Genomic DNA, 21,356 nt, shown 5'->3' on the forward strand with positions numbered 1-21,356 from the left:
CTTTTTAAGCTTTTTTTGTTTTAGCGAATTTCCCGACAACAATGAATTTACCCATTTCTTCTGCGCCCGTTACATAATACGGACCACTCCGCAACCAAGCATGAGCAATCAAATCACCTTTTTCATCTCTTGCCGTGCCAAAGTAAACTGTACTTTCCATTCCTCTTCTTTCAAGCATTTTCATTCCAGCTACCGCCTTAACTAAACATTGGCTCTCCCAGAATGTATAACGGCTCATGATATGTATGGCATCTGAAATGTTCTTGATTACTTCTTTATCTAAATATTTTATAGAATAGCTGGTTTCTTCCATGTGGTTTCCCAGTAATCGGGCACTCTTAATAAATGGAAACAATTTAAAAATACGGCCCACTGCTAAAAAAAATAAAGCTTCAAACAATAACCCCTTCATGCTCCTATTGAATGATATGAACGTGTTAATTTTTTTATAAAGATTCATATTTTGCCCCTATATAAACTGGAATATAAATGCTTAAATTTCAGCTGGTAAGATAATTAACCCCTCATTATATAAATCACTTAAAAACGATAACACTTCTTCTTCGCATTCTTGTTGACTGACGTCATACTGTGAAATCAATTTATCTAGTAAGTCACTAATTATAATTGGTTTTTCAATTAAACTCCAAATTTCCCCACCTAGAACTCCCAGATTATAATAATTCCCTTTTTCAATGCTAAGCATGACCAATTCCCCATCCATATCACTAACAATATTTCCCTGACTTTGAGTAATTACTTTATTTTTTGATAGAACTGATGCGTTAATCATTTATTTTCTCTCCTTTAATTACACTTAGAACCGTGGTTACAATTTCGTGGGCTGTGAATGTTGAGGTTGGACGACTTAATCGATAAATCGGCACGGAATTCATACACTTTGCACAAATCTTGAAATGCCAATCCATCATATGCATTCTTTCAATTAGAGATCGTCTATAGGTATGTTCGTGCATTACTTGAAATCGATGAAGCTTTTCAATAGTTTGAAGTTCAATCGATTCTATATCAGCACCAACTAATTCGAATATCCCTCCAAGTGGCAAAGGTTTGTTATAGAAGTCTGCTTGCACTGGTATCGAAAATTTTGTCGTCCTATCGAATAAAGGTTGGTAATCAGTTGAATTCAATCCAAAAGCGTTTAAACTTTCCTGCCATAACTTTTGTTGAGGGTATGAGGGGTTAACCCATGGCTGGTTTTCCTCCATTAGAGATATTGCCACTACATCATCACTTAAAAGTTTATACCCCTTGTTTACGAAAGAGGAAGCTAGAGTAGATTTGCCAGCTCCTGATTCACCAATAAAAGCATATGCTTTTCCTTCAATCGCTATTGCACTTCCATGCAGTGGCAATACCCTTTTTTGCATCAATAAAATTCCTAAACAGCTTCCTAAAATATAAAGCCGAATTTTATCGTCGTTATCATTGCCGTAAGTTGAAAACGTAATGGTTTTCCCACCTTCTATTAAAAAAACAGCGAGTCCCGGCACTTCGAACATAACCTGATTTCCTTCAACGATAAAACCTCTACTATTTAAAGGGTTTATTTCAGACCAAACATTTGATAAATCTTTCTTTGTGATCGTTAAATCTACTTCCCTCTCTTTATCTGTTACTTGCTCTAATTCAGGTAGGGGCAGTTCACTTTCTACAATTAACCCAAATGTGGTATACGTATATGTTTTTTTGGTGCTTAACATTCTTCTTCACTCCAAACATATCATCACTTTTTTCAATAGAAACCCTTACACTTTCAAGGTGTAAGGGCTTTAATCCTCTTTAAATGAAACTCAACTGTATTTTACCGGATCATCCGGATCTGGTTGAACCGCATCCGGAAGTCTCCTTCCTGGTCCAGCCATTGTCAAATTAACATTAAGTATTTCTAATTTTGGTTTTTCCCATTCTTGTTTCATCGTTTCACCTCCCTTCAAAAATGTTTTTTTATAAATCGTGACACGATTATGCTTCGCATTAAAATCCTGAAATCATCATCAAACACTTTTTCTGGAAGAGGGTTTTGTTCGACGCTACTAAGTGCTTTTCTAACTTCCTCCATATTTAAAAATTCGGACATGACTTCATCTTTACTAAGACTATGCATTTCATCTATGAAAGAACTCCATGATAATGCCATCCTATGAATTCCATCTGATCCTTGTATTCCGCGCGTTTTATTATTCAGCCTAACATTATCAGGCAGATAGTCCTTAGTGGCCCTTCTTATTAAGGAGCGATCCTGACCATTTAATACATATTGTGATTCTGGAACTGAATTGCAAAATTGGATGATACGCAGATCGTTAGTTGGATCACGTTCAGCTATAGAATGTCTTAAGGATAGCTTGGTGGAAATATTCCCATTGATATTCCAATAGTATAATTGTTCAAATTGAGTTCTTTTCATAGTAAAAACATTTTGTCTAATGGTACCTTTAACATCAATGTTATGTTCTTCTAATTTGGTGAATACTTTCGTTCTTCTTGCGAATTCAGGGTTTATTAACATTGGATAAGGTTCTCCTGCTGATGATAATGATGGGAAGGCTTTTTTTCTTACCTCTGTCATAACTCTTGATTTGTTCACTCCATGATTTTCACAGAATGAATGTAATTCTTTGTAAAAGTGAACCAGTTTAAACTGCTTTAATAAACTAGCTTGATAGTCTAAAGCATGTCCCCATGATATGGTCCAATTACCTCTTTGACCATTTAGTAGCACCCTGATATTCTCTTGTGCAGCTTTTTCATAAATTCCTTTTAACCAAAAACTATTTTCATAATATTTATAAGGCATTTCTAGCACTTCAAGCCAATCATCCACCTCTGATAAAGGGCTTTTATCTTTAAAATCCAAATAGTGATCCCTGATATTTCCTACATGTTCAACAGTAGAAGAAATGAAAGGCCTTTCATCAGCTACTCTGCTTTTAGGAGTCCAATCGACAAAATCCTCAACTGGTACATAGCTGTATGTATATAACTGTTTTTTTTGCTCATCTAAAGCCCTGGCTGCAAAGCTAACGACGGATCCAGAGTCCAGTCCTCCACTTAAATGTGAACCAATATTAAATGTGGTCCTTAATTTGGATCTCACTACTTTATCGAAAACTTCTCTGAAAGCTTCCTCATATTCTTCATTAGTCTTTAACTTTAGCTTCACTTCGTTTTTAATAAAGGAATAACGTGAAAACGTTATATTTCCATCAATGATCGTTATTGAATGTGAAGGGGATATCTGTTTAATGTTTTGATAAACTGTTGAAGAGGAATCTACTGATTCCACATTAATGGGAATGGCCAAAAACTCCGATAACCACTCCTCATTCAATCTCTTTTCTATATATGGCAAATTAAGCAACGGTTCAACCGTAGTACAAAATGCTAATTTATCTTGATTTTTAAAAAAATAAAGAGTGCGACTTCCTGAAAAGTCACGAGCTCCAAACAATTTGCGTTGTTTTTGATCCCAAATCATGAAAGCAAATTCACCAACCAAATACTTTGGTGTTTCCTCTTCCCACTTATAATAGGCAAGCAGAATCAATTGGCTATCCGTCATATTCAGTCGGTCAGAATTCTTAACCTGTAATCGTTCAAATAATTCTTCCCGATTATCAATGATTGCGTCGGCGGTAATGGCAAGCTGTCTGGCATAATCATAAAATGGCAGAGTTTCATTCACCGATTCAGGGGTAATCCATTGATTATGGCAGCCAAATAGGACTCTCTCATCATTCCATATTTGAATGCTGTCTGCCGGAAATTTATGTAATGATTTCATTAATATATCCCCATGATGGAGATTGATTGGTTCTTGGTTTAAATGATAGAGGCCAGCGATTGCACTCATATTTTTCCTCCTGCCGGTGAATGCTCAAGATAAAATACATCATATGATATGTACTTAAAAAAGAACTTCCCAAACCATAATTCTTGTAAGCTTTCAATATTCGTTCTTTATAAAGAACGCCTATGTATAAAGTACCACCTTCGTTAATCAACTGTCAATATACAACAAATATATTTTACGAATATTTTGATTTGCCTTTTTTATTGACATTTATTTTATTTTTCGGAAATCATCTTTTAATACTATATTGAACGCGGAACATCATAAAGGAAACAACATTAACATTTTTTAATAAATTGAGGTTTTTCATGAAATTTTATCCATAATATGAATATACTAATCTATAAGGGGAGTGATTCAGATAGCTTTTTTAAATGCCTTCAATAATTTTAAAAATGGGAAAAAGTCTAAGAAAATAAAGAACATGGATTTTAGGGAACAGCATGTCAATAAATCGTCTGAGCTCATTGGAAACAATGAAATTGTCCAAAATATAATTAACAATCACCTTTCCAAAAAAAATAACCACTTGTAGGGTGGTTTTTTTAATTATTATGGGAAATGGTTTCATTCTTTTCCAACTTCTCGCTCGCTTCGTAAATATAGTTATATTGTAAATAGTAATCGTAAATGACGTTTTGCAGGATTTTTAGCAGTGATTTATCGAATGTATCGAATTCAGTTTGATAACTATTTAAGACAGTGACGAATTTCCCGTCCATGTTTTCGAAATAAAAAAGAAGGAAATTCTTGTAATACTCACTATCGCTGTTACTTTTATTCGTAATGCACGGATCGCCGGTTTGAATCGACTTATCAAGCATCGTTTTGATGGATTTAGGCAGCTTTGCTTTTTTGAACTGGTTCAGGGTATAGATATCATAGGTAAAGGAAAGTCCTAATTGATCGGAATAAAAATCCACGGCACAGTCCAATGTATAGACTAAGGGTGCTTTAAAATCCTTGCTGTTGGCAATTTCCTCTGATATCTCCAATTGAAATTCCTCGGATGTTAAATACGCAGCAAATTTCATTTTTGAACTGCTCATGCTGAATACTTCATAAACGGCTGCATCTTGTTTTTCAATTTCAATTTCGATATTAAAAAATTTAAAGTGTTTTAAACGGTAAAAAGCAATCGGTGCTAATAGGAAAAGCAATATCCAAACTAGGTAAAGAAATAACGTGTTAAAGATGATTTGATAAAATTCAGATGTTACGATCGGTTCGATGATTAACGATATCAATGTATGTTCAAAGCCTTGAGAAACAGGGGGGGCAGGTACAACGGTTTCCTCTGGCTTTTTCAAAGTTTGGATACCTAAATGAGCCATCGCAACTAGCGTATAAACAAAAATTAAAATTGTTCCAATCACATAAAATTTCGGCATGAATCCAATAATCCTGTCGAAAACAGAAATCCGTTTATCTTTCTGCTCCTCTATAGCCAATGTGGTTGCTCCTTTTAAGATTATTAATATCAGGAAAAGTCTACAGGGACTTAGAACTTCCTGGAGACTGCCTATTAAATTTATATGTTTGCTATTATGTTAAAATACGTAAAATTCGTTTAATCATTGACATATTCCAAATTACTTTCGACGTTTTCATTAAAATTAATGATATTTCGTCGTTAAAAATGCCCAACCTCTTCATTGAAAATGAAAGGATGAGCAAATGTTTAAGGTTTTATTTAGGACGGCCCTTTATCGCAAATTCTTCGACTTTCCTTAAAAACAACTCCATGGCTTTTGATGCTTCGAAGTCCAACTTTTTCACGATCGAAAAAGGTCTTATAATGGGCTCTTTTTTCAAATGGAAGGTTTTCAATTCATTGGACTTCAATTCTTTTTGTACAGTCAATCGGGATAAAAGGGCAATGCCAAGCCCAGCCATCACCGCTTCTTTCACTCCTTGGATACTGGTGAAAATAAAGGTTTTCTTTATGTCTAACTCCAGACTGCTGAGAAGTTTATCGGAATATGTACGGGTTCCCGATCCTTGCTCCCTTAGTACCCATGTTTGGTTTTGGAGCAAGGTGCCCTCGATGAGATCCATCTGTGAAAGTGGATGATCAGGGGGGACGACAACTATCATCTCGTCATTCATGAATGGTCTGACATTTATATCTTTATAATCCGTTTCACCTTCAATCAACCCGATATCAAGCTTATTCGAACGTATTCCTTGAATGACATCATTTGAATTCGAGATGATGATTTGTATGTCCACCATCGGATATTGAGCCGCAAATTCTGCCAATACTTTTGGAAGGTAATATTCCCCTATCGTGAAGCTTGCACCTATTTTCATCGTTCCGCTAACCACGTTATTAAATTCATTTATTTCTCTTTTTGCTGTCTCATAATGATTAAGCATTTGCTTTGCATGTCTATACAAAATTTTTCCCGGCTCTGTTATTTGAACTTGTTTGGGAGAACGATAAATTAATTTCGTTCCTAACTCATTTTCCAGATTCCTTATGTGAAGACTGACTCCTGGCTGCGACAGGTTCAGAATGTCCCCTGCTCTTGAAAAGTTTTTCTGTTCGATTACGGTTACGAATACTTTTAATGGATCCATGGTTCCCTCCCTATTTACCTATGCGTTTCATTTTATCATAAGTAGAAGTAATCATTGAAATAGCAAAAATATATTTCACTTATTTTTAATTAAGCTTTAAAGTTAAGGCATCAACATAGATGGAGTGATCACACTGGAACAAACAAACGTTATAACTAAAAAACTTGGATTTACAAAAGGAATAGCATTGACTTTGCTAATTGCCATTGCAGCAAAATACTTAGCAGAGCTTCCATTCCTTCATATAATGGGACAGTTAGTCATTGCGATACTGATTGGTGTTGTTTGGAAATCGCTAATTGGCGTCCCAGCCTACGCCGTTGCAGGGACAAATTATTCAAGTAAAGTCCTTTTGAGAGTGGGCATTATCTTATTGGGCATGCGCTTGAACCTAAAGGATATTTTTAATGCCGGTCCGAAAACATTTGCAGTTGGTGCCATTAGTCTTGCATTTGGTATATTAGTAGTTTATGGATTGACCCGCCTATTTAAAGTTGAGAAAAAACTTGGCATATTGACAGCTTGCGGAACGGGAATTTGTGGAGCTGCTGCCATCCTGGCAATTTCCTCGCAAATAAAAGCAAAGGAAAAAGATACAGCAATAGCTGTAGCGACGGTTGCTGTTTTAGGCACAACCTTCACTTTCGGATATACGATCCTATATCCATTATTGCAGTTATCCGATCAAGGATATGGTATTTTTTCGGGTGCGACACTCCATGAAATTGCTCATGTCATCGCTGCAGCAGCTCCAGGGGGAAATGAGGCAGTCGACTTGGCAGTGGTGGTCAAATTGACAAGGGTGGCACTGCTCATTCCCGTTGCCATTTTAATTGGGTTCATCATGAATTGGAAAGACCGATCAACAGTTACCGGAAAGAAATTTTCCTGGAATTCCATTCAGATACCGTGGTTCATTTTTGGATTTTTAATAATGAGTGCCATTTACTCTACTGGTGCAGTTCCTGAACCTTTAGCTGATAAACTTGTTATGCTTTCCTATATCCTCATGGCTATGGCCATGGCAGGACTAGGATTGAATATTGACCTTGTAACTTTTAGAAAATATGGAGGTAAACCTTTTTTAGCTGGACTGATCGGCTCTATCTTATTGACATGCCTCGGGTATGTATTGGTGCAGGCATTCCATTTAAATTAACTTTTCAAAAAAACAAGCATCCCTTAATCGGCATGCTTGTTTTTTTCTATTGGATGCGGAACATTGGCACCAAAAAAAATTTCATCCATCTCCGTTTGAAGCCTTTCTATAATTTCTTGCCTTTCCTCTTTATTCAGCTTTTCCTCTGTATAACCGAATAAGTAATTATTAATATCAAATCTTTTCAGCTTACATTTTGTATGGAATATATTTTCCTGGTATACATTCACATCAATCATGTCATATAAACCCTTTACTTCATCAGGAATATAGTTTTGAATGGAATTAATATCATGGTCAATAAACAATTTCCGCCCATCTTTATCTCTCGTAAAGCCTCTCACTCGGTAATCGATCGTGATAATGTCGGTATCGAAGGAATGAATGAGATAATTAAGGGCTTTAAGAGGTGATATTTCTCCACAAGTAGAGACATCGATATCGGCCCTGAATGTGCTAATGCCTTCATTTGGGTGGTATTCAGGGTATGTATGTACGGTAATATGGCTTTTATCCAGTTGCATGACCACATTATCAGGTAAAGGCCCTGGTGATTCCTCATAAGTCCCCATAGGTACTTCGACGACAGGTCCTTCTGAAACAAGAATGGTTACACTGGCGCCTTGAGGGACATAATCCTGTTTGGCCGTATTTAAAACATGCGCCCCTATTAAATCCGCAACATTGTGCAAGATCTTCGAAAGCCGCTCTGCATTATATTGTTCATCGATATAATCCAGGTAGGCCTCCCTCTCTTCCCTGGTTTTTGTGTAACAAATATCATACATATTAAAGCTTAAAGATTTCGTAAGATTATTAAAGCCATGAAGTTCAATACGCTGCTCTGGTGTAAGTTTCATGATTGATTCCCCTTATATTTTTTTAGCACTATCCTTATAGTTACCCTTTTTCTGAAATAAAAAACTAAGCAGACAGGGCTCAACTTCCATCTTCTAAAAGGAAAAAGTTATTTTCTGGTATATAAACCTGATAAAAAGAGCCATTGCATCAGCATTGGCTCTGAGTCTGTAGACAACCGTTAAAATGATTTTGCCTATAGTTTCTTTATGGCTTACATTTTGAACGTTGATTTCCGTTCCAGGCACTCGCTTTCCGCTGGCGGTCCGGGAGCCTCCTCGGCTTGTGCCTGCTGGGTCTCCCCTAGACGCGCTTTTCCCGCAGGAGTCTCGCACACCCGCTCCAATCAACTTTGTTATAAAATATAGATAGAAAACATACCTGAGAGTTGAAGGCGTTGCTTCAAATCAGTTGTTTTGGAAACATCACTTGAGGAAAGATTCTATTAAACGAAGAAATCACACCTGCTTTCCCCCTATACACGTTCTCGCACAAAAGAAGGATTCTTTCGCATCAAAAATGACTTTGTTTACGATAAACACTTTAATTGTTAATGTTACCTTTGCCCCTTCGGACGAAATTTTTAATTACTCAACAATTAAAGAAGGTTATCGCGAGTATCGCCAAAACAAATTAGTGCAACATGCTCATCTTTATCACGATGTACAGAAAGCAAAGACCATCAAAAGGTAGTGACACGGCATCTGGCAAGCTTATTAGAAGAAGCAGATTATCTGCGGGAATCATCAAGATGTAAAACCTATATATGCGAAACGCAAAGTAACGAGCGTGTTTTCGCAGATGCAACAGAAAACCAAAGGGAATTTTAAAAGGGGTTCGGAATTTTTTTATTCCGAACCCCTTTTGCCTAGAAATTGAGAGCCGTTTCATCAGCATTGGCTCTTTTATTGTCTTGATTTTGTTCTATGCAGTATGAATTTTTTTCTTTTTTATCGGTGAAAGAATTCGTTCCAGCCATCCGAGTATAAGATCTGAGAGAATGGCCATCATTGCCGTCGGGATTGCTCCTGCAAGTATGATTGCCGTTCCATTTGAAGCATTCGTTCCCCTGACAATGATATCCCCCAGTCCGCCTGCCCCTACGAATGTACCGACAGCAGTTACTCCAATTGCAACGACAAGCGCTGTACGTAAGCCAGCCATGATGACAGACAGAGATAATGGCAGTTCGACCATTCTTAGTAACTGCAGCTTCGTCATCCCCATTGCCTTTCCAGATTCTAAATAAGCATGATCTATACTTGTAATACCGACATAAGTGTTCCTCAGGATCGGCAGTAAGGAATATAAAAACAATGATAAGATTACTGTATTTGTTCCTAACCCCATTACTAGCATCAAGAGTGCGAGCATAGCCAATGCTGGTGTGGTTTGTATGACATTCGTTATCGAAAATACCCAATTACTCAATTTCTTATGTTTAGCGATGAAAATGCCTATCGGGATGGCTACAATTGCTGCAAATAAAACCCCATATGCTGACATTAAAAAATGGCGATAAAATTCAGTAAGTACATACATCCAATTCTGTGAATAATAAGTTCCCAGCTGTTGCAAGGTTTCCATTAGTTTGCACCTCCCATTTATTCAAAATATTTATGTGCTTTAAGGAATTCTGAAGCTACGACCGATGGCTCCTTCAAGTTCCCATCAACTTCATAGTTCAGTTCCTGCATGGTTTCAGTAGTGATTTCGCCAATTAACTTATTAAGTTCATCTTCAATCTCAGGATATCGTTCCAATAATTCTTCGGTAACGACCGGTGAACAGTCATATGGTGGGAAATATTGTTTATCGTCTTCTAAAAGCTTCAAATCATTAACCTTAATCCGTCCGTCTGATGAGTATGCAAGAACAATATCCATCTGTCCATTTTTGACTGCATCGTATACCAGGCCAATCTGCATCGGATAAGTTTCCCCAAATTCCAATCCATATGTATCGACGAACCCTCTATAACCATCCCCTTTTCTTTTCAGCCAAGCACTATCTACACCTAACCTTAAATGATCTGCATCCTTTTCCAAATCAGATATTTTCTGATACCCTTTTTCCTCAGCCAATTCATTTGAAATCGTAAAGGCATACGTGTTATCGAACCCATAGGAATCAAAAAATTTGAACCCATATTGTTCTTTGAATTCCCTTTGAACAATTTCCATCGCCTTTACTGGATCCTTTTCGATTTCCTGTCCCAGGACACTCGTTAAATCCGTCCCTGTATATCGAGTTGCGGCAATGTCTATATCACCGGTCTCCATCGCTTTTTGCTGAACGAAATTGGAACCTAGATTTTTGATGATTTTCGTATCAAGTTCCGTATTCCTTTCAAGGAGTTGAGCAATCATGTTCGCAAGAATTTCGGATTCGGTCATGCTTTGGGCACCGATCTTGACAGTAGATTCAGAAGATGACCCTAAACCAGGTAAAGAACAACCGGTGATCATTAATGAACAAACTAAAAGGGCCATTAAAATTGTACGTCTCATTTTTTTATACATGGTAATCCTCCTCAAGCAACTTCCTTCATACCTTTCAATCCTTTTGGAACGACTTTTCGTTCAATGATCGAGAATACATAATCCACAAGGATAGCCATGATGATTACCGGAACTGCACCTGCGATGATATATTCTGTTTGGTATAAATTCAAACCGATAAAAATGTAATCTCCAAGTCCTCCGCCTCCAATAAAAGAAGCCAAGGTGGCCCACCCGATTAAATAGACGGAAGCCGTACGGATACCAGCCATAATGACTGAAAGTGCCAGCGGGAATTCTACCAGACGAATTCTCTCCCAGCTTGTCATTCCGATGCCGCGGCCGGATTCCAGCAGATTTTCATTCACGCCTTTAATGCCTGTGTATGTATTCCTGAGTATGGGTAAAACAGAGTAGAAAAATAACGCAATTATTGCGGGTGTTTTCCCAACGCCGAGGAAAGGAATGAAAAAGGCCAGGACTGCAAGGCTCGGCAGTGTCTGCATTATGTTTGCAATTCCGATTATTATCGAAGCGCTCCTTTTCATTCGGGTCAACATGATCCCTAATGGTACAGCAACTATTATTCCGAGGAAAACAGCGATCATGGATATATATAAGTGCTCCCATGCCTTAAAAATCAATTCTTGCCAGTTCGTTTGTAAAAAATTGAGCAAAGCTTCCATCTGATTCACCTCCTAAAACATTTCTGCCATTTCTGCCATTTGATTTTCTTCCTCTCCCCAGATGCTGTCATATACGATGTCGACCAATGTTGCCCTAGTGACAATTCCGACCAAATGTTTATTCTGGTCAACCACCGGCACATATTTGAACCCTCGCTTTAAAATCTTTTGAACGGAATCACGGATTAAAGTATCCTGTTTCACTGAATAGATTTCAGTATTAATGACTTCACTGATAAATTTAGCTTTTTTTCGATATTCACTGATCGTTTCAACATCTACGAACCCTTTCAAAACATTTTGCTCATCGACCACAAGTAAAGAATCGACTCTTTTCTCCCGCATTATCGTTATAGCATCGGTAAGGGATTTTTCTTCTGTAATGGATATAGGGTTTCGACTCATGATTTGTTCGACCAACTCAACATTCGGTCTTGTTTGGAGCAATCGATCTTTGCCGATGAATTCTTCAACGAACTCATTGGCCGGGTTTCTTAGGATTTCATCCGGTGTTCCCACTTGGACTATTTCACCAGCCTTTAAGATGACGATCCTGTCGGCTAGCTTAATGGCTTCATCCATATCATGGGTAACAAAAACGATTGTTTTATCAAGTGTGCGCTGCAGATTTTTAAATTCCTCCTGAAGGGCATCGCGGGTGATTGGATCTAGTGCACCAAAAGGTTCATCCATTAAAATGAGTGGAGGATTGGAAGCAAGTGCTCTGAGAACGCCTATCCTTTGTTGCTGCCCGCCGCTCAATTCGTAAGGATACCTTTCCAGGTATTCGGGTCCCATATCGACAAGCTTTAGTAATTCCATTGCGCGTTCCTTTTTCTTCTGTTCATCCCATTTAAGAAGTTTTGGAACGAGGGTGATATTTTCTAGAATCGTCATGTGAGGGAAAAGTCCGATTTGCTGGATAACATACCCAATCTGTCTTCTTAGCTCGACTGGATCTTTATCCATGATATTTTCACCATTAATAAGTATTTTGCCTTCAGATGGTTCGATAAGGCGGTTAATCATTTTCATTGTCGTTGTTTTACCACATCCACTCGGACCAATGAAGCAAATGAACTCCCCTTTTTTAATATCCAAAGAAATATTCTTTACAGCTTTCTTTCCTCCCTTATAGATTTTCGATACATTTTCGATTTTTAACATAACAAGCACCTCCATCATTCGCATACAATTACAAATTTTACAAATATATTAATTTTTCATATGCACAGTCTCTTGTACCCATAAGATAAGCTGTATAAACCTTTTTATTTAAAAAACTAGTCATATGTAATTATATTGAAAAAATGGTATAAAAAAACCACCTCATTTTAATTGAGGCAGTTGATTGATTTAAAGTATTAATAATGAATTAAAACCCGATATTTTTAGCAATCAGAATTTTTACTGTTTCATCTGTCTCTGTAAAGAATGTTGACAAAGGAATGTCCCGGTGACGCCGGGTAATTTTATCGTCTTCCATATATCCGTATCCATCATGTAACTGCATGCACTTTTCAGATATTCGCTTAGACATCTCTGTTATCCAATATTTAGCCATCGATACTTCAGTAATGATATTCTCCCCAGTCATATGTTTACAGATCAACCCATCAACAAACGTCCTTCCCAGGTGAATATCGGTCGCTATTTCAGCAATGGTAAACTGTGCATTTTTAAATTTACTTATTTTCTTATCAAATGCTTTTTGTCTTTTTATAAAATTCATCGTTAAGTGAAGCATGTCTTTCGCTGCGATTAAGGACCTGATCGCACATATTAGTCTTTCCTGCTGCAGTTTTTGCATGACATATGAAAGACCCTTCCCTTCCTCACCAAGGAGGTTGCCAACAGGTACTAAAGCATCATCGAAAAAAAGCTCGGCTGTGTCTGAACTTCCCTGTCCTGCATTACCAAGCTTTCTTCCTCGTGAAAACCCTGGCGTATCTTTATCAATGAGCAGCAAACTGATTCCGTCCTGAGAAGGAACAGCATTAAGATCAGTTTTGCATGCTACTATCATGAAGTCAGCTGTAAAGCCATTTATGACAAACGTTTTAGCTCCATTGACAATATAATATCCATCTTTCTTGATGGCAGTGGTTTGAATATCCGCTATTTCCGAACCCATTCCCGGCTCTGTGAATGCAAATGCGGAAATCATTTCTCCTGTAATGGACTTTGGTAAATACCTTTGTTTTTGATCTATTGTTCCGAATGAAGCTATATAAGGGGCTACAACATCCGAATGAATGGATATTCCCCCTAAGGCTGATCCAACCATTTCCAATTCTTCTGCCAGCACAACTGAATATCCAAAATCTGCTCCTAACCCACCGAATTCCATATCAAGCCACGGACATAAAAATCCATTATCTCCAATCTTTTTCCAAAACGAGCAAGGTATCCCCCCTTCATTTTTCCATTGATCATAAAAGGGGACAGCCTCCTTGGCGAGGAATTCACGAATTGATTGTTTAAATAATAAGTGCTCTTCCGTTAGGAAGGAACGGGAATCATCTTTATTGATTGCCATCGTGCTAACCATGGGTTAACCTCCATTCGCTAATGGTTTTGTTAAATACATCAATGTGAAAATAACCTATAATCACTCCCACGAAAATATGTTAAATGCCCAGATGTAAACGATTACAAGAACACATCATCAAACAGTAAAAATGTTCCACAATATTCATGTTCAACAAAAGTATTGAATTCCCTTTAACAAATCTATTTTTTACCATTTTAATTATGTATTACTTAACTGCTTTGAATATGGTTTTATCATATATTCTACCGAGGTTATTTTTGGAATACTGATTGGAATAAATTAACACGACTTCTTTTTTAAATCCCATATCCCATATTTTCGACAAATTGTTCAATTAAATTATCTCAATATAGATGTTAGCAGAATAAGAAACAGTTATATAACAACGTTTATGGTATAATTAACAGGGAAACCGCTTACAGAAACTAATTGTTCGGAAAATTCATTCTTTTAGGAGTCGATGAAAGTTGACAGTTAAAGAACAAACCATCTTTAATCATATTGGAAATAAAATTATAACAGAAGATCGAGAAATTAACGTAATTGCTAGATTAGAAGAACCTCTAATTGTAGTTTTAGGAAATGTTTTAAGTGAGGATGAATGTGACGAACTTATTAGATTGTCAAAAGACAAAATGCACCGTTCCAAAATTGGAGTTACACACGAGGTAAATGAAATAAGAACAAGCAGTAGCATGTTTTTTCAAGAAAATGAATTTGATATCATAACCAAAATTGAAAAAAGAATATCAACCATCATGAATATCCCCATTGAACATGGAGATGGTATTCAAATTCTTAAATATACTCCTGGTCAAGAATATAAAGCTCATTTTGATTTTTTTACATCTACAAGTCTGGCAGCAAAAAATAATAGAATTAGCACAATCATCATGTATTTAAATGATGTGGAGCATGGAGGGGAAACTTTTTTTCCTAAATTGAATTTTTCAGTGTCACCTCGAAAAGGAATGGCTGTATATTTCGAATATTTCTATAACGATAAAAACCTAAACGAACTAACTTTACACAGTGGAGCGCCAGTTATCACTGGTGAAAAATGGGTTGCAACACAATGGATGAGGAGACAAAAAAAATAGTCAGCAGCTTGATAATGTAAACGCTGGACTATAAATGCTTCAATTTTAGGTGCCAAATGAACTGAGGCACCTATTTGTTCATTTGGAATCTGTTTATTTAAAATGGCCAAACGAATGGAATCAAAATATTAATGTTCCCTTGAACTTCATAGCGCTCTGGATCCTAAACAATCGATTCGTTTCAAAACATGCTTTTTCCCTGGAATTCTCGTTAAGTTTGATTTGATCATACTTTGTATTATTTAAACACTCTCATTTACCTTTGTTGCTCTTTCTAAAATTATCGTAATCAGTCTTAATGTAATGAAATACCTTCGCGTTGCCATTATGGTCAGGATGAGTTATTTTTAATAACCCTTTATATTCTGCTAACACTTCTTTATTGCTCGCCATTTTAGAAAGCCCTAATTTTTTACTATAATCATTTGATTGAGCAGTGGAGTCAATATTGTAATTATTTCTGATGTTTTCTTTTAATTTTATCAATTCATTACGTAATTCAATATTTTCTTTTAATAAATCCTTTGTTTCATTCTGTAATTCACTTTTCTCATTCTTTAGTATGGCAACTTCCTTTTTGAACATATCCCTTTGCTGAATCAATATTCTTTTTGCAGTTTCATGAAGTTCTTCGATTCCTTCTATATGCTTATCTTGAGTTTGTATTTTCAATTTTAATCGGTGTATGATTTCGTCCTTATTTTGATCTATAAAATCATTTATAGCCAGCTTTGAAGCAGTTTCATCGCTTATGTATCCAGTGTTCCTCTTTCCGTTTCCCGCCTTTTTAATTTTACCTTCACGAAGCCAGCGCCTAACAGTTTGTAAGCTATTACTTTCTGTTATTCCTGCATCTTTTAACATTTCAAATGCTTGATCTGTGTCATCCATTATGTATCCAGTTTTTCTAATCCCGTTTCCTCCCTCATATTTAATCTTACCTTCACGAAGCCAGCGTCTAACAGTTTGTATACTGCTGCTTTCTGTTACTCCTGCATCCTTTAACAGGTCGAAAGCTTGATCTGTGTTCACGTTGTTCCCCCTTCCCCCTTATTACGCAATGTAATATTACTTCGATTGATATTAGCCTATTAAAAGGAATATATTTTACAAACAATGCGGCTAATTTGTATGCCAATGTTTTAAATGATAGCATAGCCATTTTCTAAACAAAGAACAAACAGATGAAGAATATATGACGAATATCACAGAGAGATAACGATAAGGTATCAAAGTTAAAAGTGGACCAGAACGGAGCACGGAAAATTGTAGATAAGGACAAATGACAGCGAGAGCCCGTATGGCAGTGAAGAAAGCACGTGAATTGACCCGGAGGAAAAGTGTTTTATTTTGGAATCTTTCTGAAGGCCTATATAATACATAAACGTGGTCTTACCTGACATGATATCCTACCGCCGGAATGAACTTAGACAGCATGGGAAAAGCGATAGGTATCATACCTATAATTCCATAAGCAGTAATGTTAAGGATACACACCAATATTAAAAATCCCAATCCCTCAGTGATATAAAATTGAGAAATTGGGTTTTTTATTAAAGCTGTTTTCGCATACTTTGTTGCTATTTACTAAGTAGTGCGGTGTGGTTGATTTCCCCTCCAGATGCTCGCTTTCCGCGGGGCGGGCGGTGAGCCTCCTCGGCGTAAACGCCTGTGGGGTCTCACCTGTCCCGCTGCTCCCGCAGGAGTCTCGCACTTCCGCTCCAATCAACCTTAAATAGTTTCGTTTTAAAAACAACAATCTTTACGAAAAGAGCCTTTAATAACAGTTGTAACTAATATTCACCAAAGCAGCTGCTATTATTTTACTAGAGATTATTGTTGACCCTCTGTATACACTTGAAAGGTTACACCGAATTTGTCTGTTACAATTCCATATGCAGGGCTGAAAAAAGCTTCCTGCAGCGGCATTTTCACTTCTCCGCCTTGAGACAAAGTTTCAAAGATTCTTTTTGATTTTTCAATATCGTTTATTGAAATACAGATCGTGACTTGATCTCCAGATTGACTGGGTTGACCTGGAAACGTATCGGAAAACATGAGGTCCGTTTCCCCAACCCTTAACATTGCGTGTGCCACAAGATTTTTTGCTTCTTCTGGCAGAGGAAATTCCGGATTTTCTGGCATTTCTCCAAAAGATTGATTAAAAAGGACTTTTGCATCCAATGCTTGTTCGTAAAATTGGATCGCTTCCTTCGCATTTCCGTTCATCATTAAATATGGAGATAATCGCATGGTCATAATTAAATTGCTCCTTTTGCTATAAATTTTTATAAAGCGTAACTCAAATTCAAAGTTTCCTTTTGAACTGGTCAGTGGAAACAACCACTATACCATTATTACCCATGATTGTATTTTATAATAAAGAACATGTGTTCGTCAACAAAAATTCACTGGAAACTATCAATTATTTTGGTTTGTTAACGAATGAATAGATGATTGTTTCAACCTTGCAGTATTGTCATTTCGCAAAGTATGTCACGATAACGTAGTCATGGGAAGCTTCTGTTGATTAACAAAATCTGAATTGATTTATTACTGTTTTTCAAATCATGAAGATTTTCAAACTAGAACAAGGTTAAATGAAAAAGGCATGCCCCCAGTAGATTACCGGTTTCATGCCTTCATGACTGCCTAATAAAGAAAATGTTCAATTTTTCAAAGTCGCTGTTATAACGTTCATTCTTATTAACTTGCTTTTATTTCTGAATCTTGTTCTTTTTTAAGGGCAGGTAACTTAGAATCTATCGATAGGAATCGACTTCCATTTAAAACTAGATGAAGTGCAATAATCATAAGAACGAGATCCAGTTCGTACCCTGAAGCTTCTCCACTCCCCATAAAACCTGCAGGGAATTTCACATAAACAATTGCACCAGCCATTATGAATACAAGTAGGGCAGATATTATTCTTGTTCCAAGACCTAAAATTAAAGCAATTCCTCCAAACAATTCAATAACACCGACTACATAGGCCATAAATCCCGGAATGCCTATACTTTGAAACCATCCAGAAGTGTTCTCCAATCCACCTTGGAATTTTGACAATCCATGTAACAAAAATGAAATTCCCAACATAACTCTTAATAAAAAGGTACCGATCTCTTGTTTATTCATGTCACATCTCCTTTTTTTATTTTACACTACAAAGTGTAGTGTAATGTGGTAAAAAAATCAAGTGAAAGTCATCAGACAATCACTATAGTCATTCCCAAAAGTATAAGTAAAACATAAATAGAAACAAAAATCGTAGCAGTTTCAGCCCTCAAAGGAATTTTTTTATGGGGATCGATTAATTGCTGAAGTCTATAGTTAACTGATTCATTGGAGAAGTGGACAAGGACGGGCGAGGATTTATCAGTGTAACCATGTTTAATTAACTTCAACAAAGCAGTACTTATGCCTAATTCAGTCCCCATTTTATTTACCGCATTTTCGTCGGCTGATAATTCACTTATTATTTTGTAATTTTTATGACACCATTTTGTCAGTGGGACAAACCATAAAGCATCCGATATCAACTGTAAAATAAAGATTACCAGCGGATGATATTTTTTTTGGTGAAAGGCTTCATGCTCTACTACCGCTTCTAGTTCATCCAAATCCAATAATTTAATTAAACCCGAACTGAACACAATGAATGGCCGCCCAAAACCAAGCGTAAACGCAAGAGGCTGATCAGCATTCACAACTAAGATATCATCGTTGACCCGGTTGAATGTTTCATTTATAAACCTTGTCTTTTCAACATTTTTGGAAAGAAAAAGCTTTTGTTTAAACCTTCTGGATAAGAAATATTGCTCTGCAATTTTGAATAGGGTGCTCAATATGCTATAGGATATTATTAAACTAAGCAGGGTGACGACTACAAAATAGTATACTGAATCTTCCTTGAATAGACTAAAGCAAAATTTAAAAAAGTTGGCTTTAATATTCACACCAAAAAAGATGTGTACCAAAAACGCTCCCATTTGGCACCATACTACACAGGCAATTAAAAGACTCAGGCTTATCACAAAATAAGACTTCCTCTTCCACATTATAATTTATCCTTTTTTAACGATTGGATTTTTTGTTCCAATTTTTCAATTAAACCTTGGTCAGCGTCTTTCATGGCATCCAGCATATGGCTTATGACCGCTCCACCAAATTCATCGAGCAAATTCTCAGTCAGTTTCTTTGACTGCTCTTCTAAAAACTCCGCTTTTGATTGTACCGGGCGAAATAATGAGAGCCTTCCTTCAGACCTCTTTTCAAGAATGCCTTTTTCGACTAAACGATTCATGACGGTCATTACTGTGTTGAAATTGATAGGTTTGTCAAGTTCCAATGATTGCTGAACCGCTTTGATGCTCTGTTCATCTTTATCCCATAAATATTCCATGATATTAGCTTCCAATGGACCAAAGAAACGATTCAGTCCAACTTCATCATATTTAAAATTTTTAATATTCATCCTTTACCACCTCCCACTACAAATTGTAGTGGATATCACTGTTACAATCAAGTTTCATCTGGAAGATTAGTATCAAGGATTTCTCTAGATTGACTTTAATTAATATTAAAAAATCTTTTGGCCTTGCTTTTTCTTCTGGTTAACTGCCTCTATTACACTCCACTACCTTTTTTCAGTAGCAAAAGGTCATCCGTTCTTTTTCCTTTTAAGCGTATTAGATTAAAAAACGAGCCTTTTGCAGGCTCGTTTCACTAATTAACCCTTTGTGCAAGTTTCTCTATTTCATCAGAATTATAATAATGATATCCTTTTGCCGTCGTTTGGGCAGCAGCGTACATTGCAGCAGCTACTTTGTTTGCTTCTATTGCACGATATGGGCGTAAAGGGCCTACAAAGACAAATTTAGCAAAATTGCTTAACAGCCCAGAAATCTTTTCACCTGCCCTGAATTCCTCGCGTTCTCCAAGAAGTAAGGAAGGGCGGAATATATGTACAGTATTCAATTCCAGGTGTTGTAGTGTTCCTTCCACATCTCCCTTAACACGACTGTAAAAAAACTTTGATTTGGAATTGGCTCCCATGGCCGTTATGACGAGTAATTTTTCAACATTGGATGTCTTCGCCATTTTAGCTGCTTCGATTATATAGTCATAATCAACTTTACGAAAAGCTTCCTTCGATTTAGCCTTTTTGATCGTTGTACCCAAACAAATGAAAACATCGGTGACATTGAACAAATAGGCATACTGGGACAAATTATCGAAATCCACAACATGTCCTGTGCACTTGGGCTCCGCGAATTTCATTTCCCTTCTTGTCAGCAAATGGATTTCACTATATTTATTGCTGTTGCTCATTTCTTTAACCAACTGGGTGCCGACCACACCTGTAGCGCCTAAAATCAATGCCGTCTTATTAGTCATGATATCCCACTTTCCTTCATTAGCTGCTGAATAATATAGGACTAGGATAAATGATTCACTTGATTGAAATCATCAATTATCCAAGAATCGACTTCAAATCTAATCGTACACAAACATGCATTGAACAAGCGCATTTCATTTGATACGATTGACTCGTTTGACATCAAGCGTAAAATAAAATGAATGACTGCACCATGTGCAACAAGGATAACTTTTTTCTCAGGATACTCCTTCTGAATTTCCTGAAGTCCATTCATCAGCCTGCTTCGTAAAGATTCCTGATTTTCCTGACCAGGATATTCTTTATCAATGAATGCTGACGCCCTTTCAGCTGCTGTCATTCCTTCAGCGACGCCAAAGTTCTTTTCAATGAATTCCATTTTTTCAATGACCGGGACTTCAATATAATGCGAAATGATATCTGCCGTTTCCCTTGCCCTTTTTAGGGGGCTCGAGATAATCACATCCCAAGTAGCCTCTTTTGACAAAAATTCACCACATTGCCGTGCCTGTATCCTTCCTAGTTCATTTAAAGGAATATCAGTTTGCCCCTGCAGTTTCCCTAGTGCATTCCAATCTGTTTGACCATGCCGCACTAAACAGATAGTAGTAATTGTCCTCAAACCCTTCTATGTAGATTG

The 21,356-nt window shown here is 36.8% G+C and carries 22 protein-coding genes and 1 pseudogene; 3 read left to right on the plus strand and 20 right to left on the minus strand.

Features of this window, described 5'->3' with window-relative positions:
- Nucleotides 1–4: 4 nt before the first annotated feature.
- The 7 genes from OSJ91_RS14485 to OSJ91_RS14515 form a co-directional block, all read right to left on the minus strand.
- Nucleotides 5–460: a lasso peptide biosynthesis B2 protein gene (locus OSJ91_RS14485; RefSeq protein ID WP_350298883.1), complete on the minus strand. Its 456-nt coding sequence runs from the start codon at nt 458–460 to the stop codon at nt 5–7.
- Nucleotides 461–493: 33 nt separating this feature from the next.
- Nucleotides 494–793 carry a lasso peptide biosynthesis PqqD family chaperone gene (locus OSJ91_RS14490; RefSeq protein WP_350298884.1) on the minus strand — a complete coding sequence of 100 codons (300 nt, stop codon included), beginning with the start codon at nt 791–793 and terminating at the stop codon, nt 494–496.
- Nucleotides 786–1,724 carry an aldolase gene (locus OSJ91_RS14495; protein WP_485889913.1) on the minus strand — a complete coding sequence of 313 codons (939 nt, stop codon included), beginning with the start codon at nt 1,722–1,724 and terminating at the stop codon, nt 786–788. The genes OSJ91_RS14490 and OSJ91_RS14495 overlap by 8 nt, the downstream gene beginning before the upstream one ends.
- A 90-nt stretch (nt 1,725–1,814) precedes the next feature.
- Nucleotides 1,815–1,940 carry a paeninodin family lasso peptide gene (locus OSJ91_RS14500; protein WP_413017964.1) on the minus strand — a complete coding sequence of 42 codons (126 nt, stop codon included), beginning with the start codon at nt 1,938–1,940 and terminating at the stop codon, nt 1,815–1,817.
- Nucleotides 1,941–1,954: 14 nt separating this feature from the next.
- Complete coding sequence (locus OSJ91_RS14505) at nt 1,955–3,877, minus strand: asparagine synthase-related protein (RefSeq protein WP_485889914.1); 1,923 nt, start codon at nt 3,875–3,877, stop codon at nt 1,955–1,957.
- Nucleotides 3,878–4,422: 545 nt separating this feature from the next.
- Nucleotides 4,423–5,328 carry a hypothetical protein gene (locus OSJ91_RS14510; protein WP_485889915.1) on the minus strand — a complete coding sequence of 302 codons (906 nt, stop codon included), beginning with the start codon at nt 5,326–5,328 and terminating at the stop codon, nt 4,423–4,425.
- Between the two features lie 238 nt (nt 5,329–5,566).
- Nucleotides 5,567–6,460 carry a selenium metabolism-associated LysR family transcriptional regulator gene (locus tag OSJ91_RS14515; RefSeq protein ID WP_485889916.1) on the minus strand — a complete coding sequence of 298 codons (894 nt, stop codon included), beginning with the start codon at nt 6,458–6,460 and terminating at the stop codon, nt 5,567–5,569.
- Nucleotides 6,461–6,593: 133 nt separating this feature from the next.
- Between OSJ91_RS14515 and OSJ91_RS14520 the strand changes: the two genes are divergently transcribed.
- Nucleotides 6,594–7,619 (plus strand): YeiH family protein, encoded by a 1,026-nt coding sequence (locus OSJ91_RS14520; RefSeq protein WP_485891902.1) that lies wholly within the window; start codon nt 6,594–6,596, stop codon nt 7,617–7,619.
- A 23-nt stretch (nt 7,620–7,642) separates the two neighbouring features.
- Here the strand turns inward: OSJ91_RS14520 and speD are convergent, their stop codons facing one another.
- From speD to OSJ91_RS14550, 6 genes are all read right to left on the minus strand, one after another.
- Nucleotides 7,643–8,479 carry an adenosylmethionine decarboxylase gene (gene speD / locus OSJ91_RS14525; RefSeq protein WP_485889917.1) on the minus strand — a complete coding sequence of 279 codons (837 nt, stop codon included), beginning with the start codon at nt 8,477–8,479 and terminating at the stop codon, nt 7,643–7,645.
- Nucleotides 8,480–9,401: 922 nt separating this feature from the next.
- The gene (locus OSJ91_RS14530; RefSeq protein ID WP_350298889.1) at nt 9,402–10,064 is read right to left on the minus strand and encodes an ABC transporter permease; all 663 of its coding nucleotides are present in this window, start codon (nt 10,062–10,064) and stop codon (nt 9,402–9,404) included.
- A 17-nt stretch (nt 10,065–10,081) separates the two neighbouring features.
- Nucleotides 10,082–10,999, minus strand: coding sequence for an osmoprotectant ABC transporter substrate-binding protein (locus OSJ91_RS14535; RefSeq protein WP_350298890.1), 918 nt, complete (start codon nt 10,997–10,999; stop codon nt 10,082–10,084).
- 11 nt (nt 11,000–11,010) lie between these two features.
- Nucleotides 11,011–11,664 carry an ABC transporter permease gene (locus tag OSJ91_RS14540; RefSeq protein ID WP_096339448.1) on the minus strand — a complete coding sequence of 218 codons (654 nt, stop codon included), beginning with the start codon at nt 11,662–11,664 and terminating at the stop codon, nt 11,011–11,013.
- 12 nt (nt 11,665–11,676) lie between these two features.
- Nucleotides 11,677–12,831: a betaine/proline/choline family ABC transporter ATP-binding protein gene (locus OSJ91_RS14545; RefSeq protein WP_350298891.1), complete on the minus strand. Its 1,155-nt coding sequence runs from the start codon at nt 12,829–12,831 to the stop codon at nt 11,677–11,679.
- A gap of 208 nt (nt 12,832–13,039) precedes the next feature.
- Nucleotides 13,040–14,215 carry an acyl-CoA dehydrogenase family protein gene (locus tag OSJ91_RS14550; protein ID WP_485889918.1) on the minus strand — a complete coding sequence of 392 codons (1,176 nt, stop codon included), beginning with the start codon at nt 14,213–14,215 and terminating at the stop codon, nt 13,040–13,042.
- Between the two features lie 470 nt (nt 14,216–14,685).
- On the opposite strand from OSJ91_RS14550, the gene OSJ91_RS14555 reads away from it, so the two are divergent.
- Nucleotides 14,686–15,318 (plus strand): 2OG-Fe(II) oxygenase, encoded by a 633-nt coding sequence (locus tag OSJ91_RS14555; RefSeq protein WP_350298893.1) that lies wholly within the window; start codon nt 14,686–14,688, stop codon nt 15,316–15,318.
- 252 nt (nt 15,319–15,570) lie between these two features.
- Here OSJ91_RS14555 and OSJ91_RS14560 read toward each other — a convergent pair whose 3' ends face one another.
- Complete coding sequence (locus tag OSJ91_RS14560; RefSeq protein WP_350298894.1) at nt 15,571–16,350, minus strand: hypothetical protein; 780 nt, start codon at nt 16,348–16,350, stop codon at nt 15,571–15,573.
- 218 nt (nt 16,351–16,568) lie between these two features.
- On the opposite strand from OSJ91_RS14560, the pseudogene OSJ91_RS14565 reads away from it, so the two are divergent.
- Nucleotides 16,569–16,666 (plus strand): annotated as a pseudogene (locus OSJ91_RS14565) (hypothetical protein); the annotation flags it as partial.
- A gap of 485 nt (nt 16,667–17,151) precedes the next feature.
- Here OSJ91_RS14565 and OSJ91_RS14570 read toward each other — a convergent pair.
- From OSJ91_RS14570 to OSJ91_RS14595, 6 genes are all read right to left on the minus strand, one after another.
- The gene (locus OSJ91_RS14570) at nt 17,152–17,577 is read right to left on the minus strand and encodes a VOC family protein (RefSeq protein ID WP_350298895.1); all 426 of its coding nucleotides are present in this window, start codon (nt 17,575–17,577) and stop codon (nt 17,152–17,154) included.
- A gap of 447 nt (nt 17,578–18,024) precedes the next feature.
- Nucleotides 18,025–18,453 carry a DoxX family protein gene (locus tag OSJ91_RS14575; RefSeq protein WP_350298896.1) on the minus strand — a complete coding sequence of 143 codons (429 nt, stop codon included), beginning with the start codon at nt 18,451–18,453 and terminating at the stop codon, nt 18,025–18,027.
- Between the two features lie 71 nt (nt 18,454–18,524).
- Entirely contained in the window at nt 18,525–19,352 is an 828-nt protein-coding gene (locus tag OSJ91_RS14580) for a M56 family metallopeptidase (RefSeq protein WP_485889919.1), read from the minus strand.
- A gap of 23 nt (nt 19,353–19,375) precedes the next feature.
- Complete coding sequence (locus OSJ91_RS14585) at nt 19,376–19,792, minus strand: BlaI/MecI/CopY family transcriptional regulator (protein WP_101225362.1); 417 nt, start codon at nt 19,790–19,792, stop codon at nt 19,376–19,378.
- A 251-nt stretch (nt 19,793–20,043) separates the two neighbouring features.
- Entirely contained in the window at nt 20,044–20,715 is a 672-nt protein-coding gene (locus OSJ91_RS14590) for an NAD(P)H-binding protein (protein WP_485889920.1), read from the minus strand.
- A gap of 41 nt (nt 20,716–20,756) precedes the next feature.
- Nucleotides 20,757–21,329 carry a histidine phosphatase family protein gene (locus OSJ91_RS14595; protein ID WP_485891903.1) on the minus strand — a complete coding sequence of 191 codons (573 nt, stop codon included), beginning with the start codon at nt 21,327–21,329 and terminating at the stop codon, nt 20,757–20,759.
- Nucleotides 21,330–21,356: the final 27 nt, after the last annotated feature.

This window comes from Bacillus sp. T-10(2022) (genome assembly GCF_056502895.1).

What these genes read in the sequence shown, in the direction of transcription:
- OSJ91_RS14570 (WP_350298895.1), bottom strand. Translation starts at nt 17,577, where the DNA reads ATGACCATGCGATTATCTCCATATTTAATGATGAACGGAAATGCGAAG.
- OSJ91_RS14500 (WP_413017964.1), bottom strand. Translation starts at nt 1,940, where the DNA reads ATGAAACAAGAATGGGAAAAACCAAAATTAGAAATACTTAATGTTAAT.
- OSJ91_RS14505 (WP_485889914.1), bottom strand. Translation starts at nt 3,877, where the DNA reads ATGAGTGCAATCGCTGGCCTCTATCATTTAAACCAAGAACCAATCAAT.
- OSJ91_RS14550 (WP_485889918.1), bottom strand. Translation starts at nt 14,215, where the DNA reads ATGGTTAGCACGATGGCAATCAATAAAGATGATTCCCGTTCCTTCCTA.
- OSJ91_RS14540 (WP_096339448.1), bottom strand. Translation starts at nt 11,664, where the DNA reads ATGGAAGCTTTGCTCAATTTTTTACAAACGAACTGGCAAGAATTGATT.
- OSJ91_RS14485 (WP_350298883.1), bottom strand. Translation starts at nt 460, where the DNA reads ATGAATCTTTATAAAAAAATTAACACGTTCATATCATTCAATAGGAGC.
- OSJ91_RS14490 (WP_350298884.1), bottom strand. Translation starts at nt 793, where the DNA reads ATGATTAACGCATCAGTTCTATCAAAAAATAAAGTAATTACTCAAAGT.
- OSJ91_RS14590 (WP_485889920.1), bottom strand. Translation starts at nt 20,715, where the DNA reads ATGACTAATAAGACGGCATTGATTTTAGGCGCTACAGGTGTGGTCGGC.
- OSJ91_RS14585 (WP_101225362.1), bottom strand. Translation starts at nt 19,792, where the DNA reads ATGAATATTAAAAATTTTAAATATGATGAAGTTGGACTGAATCGTTTC.
- OSJ91_RS14530 (WP_350298889.1), bottom strand. Translation starts at nt 10,064, where the DNA reads ATGGAAACCTTGCAACAGCTGGGAACTTATTATTCACAGAATTGGATG.
- OSJ91_RS14535 (WP_350298890.1), bottom strand. Translation starts at nt 10,999, where the DNA reads ATGTATAAAAAAATGAGACGTACAATTTTAATGGCCCTTTTAGTTTGT.
- OSJ91_RS14515 (WP_485889916.1), bottom strand. Translation starts at nt 6,460, where the DNA reads ATGGATCCATTAAAAGTATTCGTAACCGTAATCGAACAGAAAAACTTT.
- OSJ91_RS14495 (WP_485889913.1), bottom strand. Translation starts at nt 1,724, where the DNA reads ATGTTAAGCACCAAAAAAACATATACGTATACCACATTTGGGTTAATT.
- OSJ91_RS14575 (WP_350298896.1), bottom strand. Translation starts at nt 18,453, where the DNA reads ATGAATAAACAAGAGATCGGTACCTTTTTATTAAGAGTTATGTTGGGA.
- speD (WP_485889917.1), bottom strand. Translation starts at nt 8,479, where the DNA reads ATGAAACTTACACCAGAGCAGCGTATTGAACTTCATGGCTTTAATAAT.
- OSJ91_RS14545 (WP_350298891.1), bottom strand. Translation starts at nt 12,831, where the DNA reads ATGTTAAAAATCGAAAATGTATCGAAAATCTATAAGGGAGGAAAGAAA.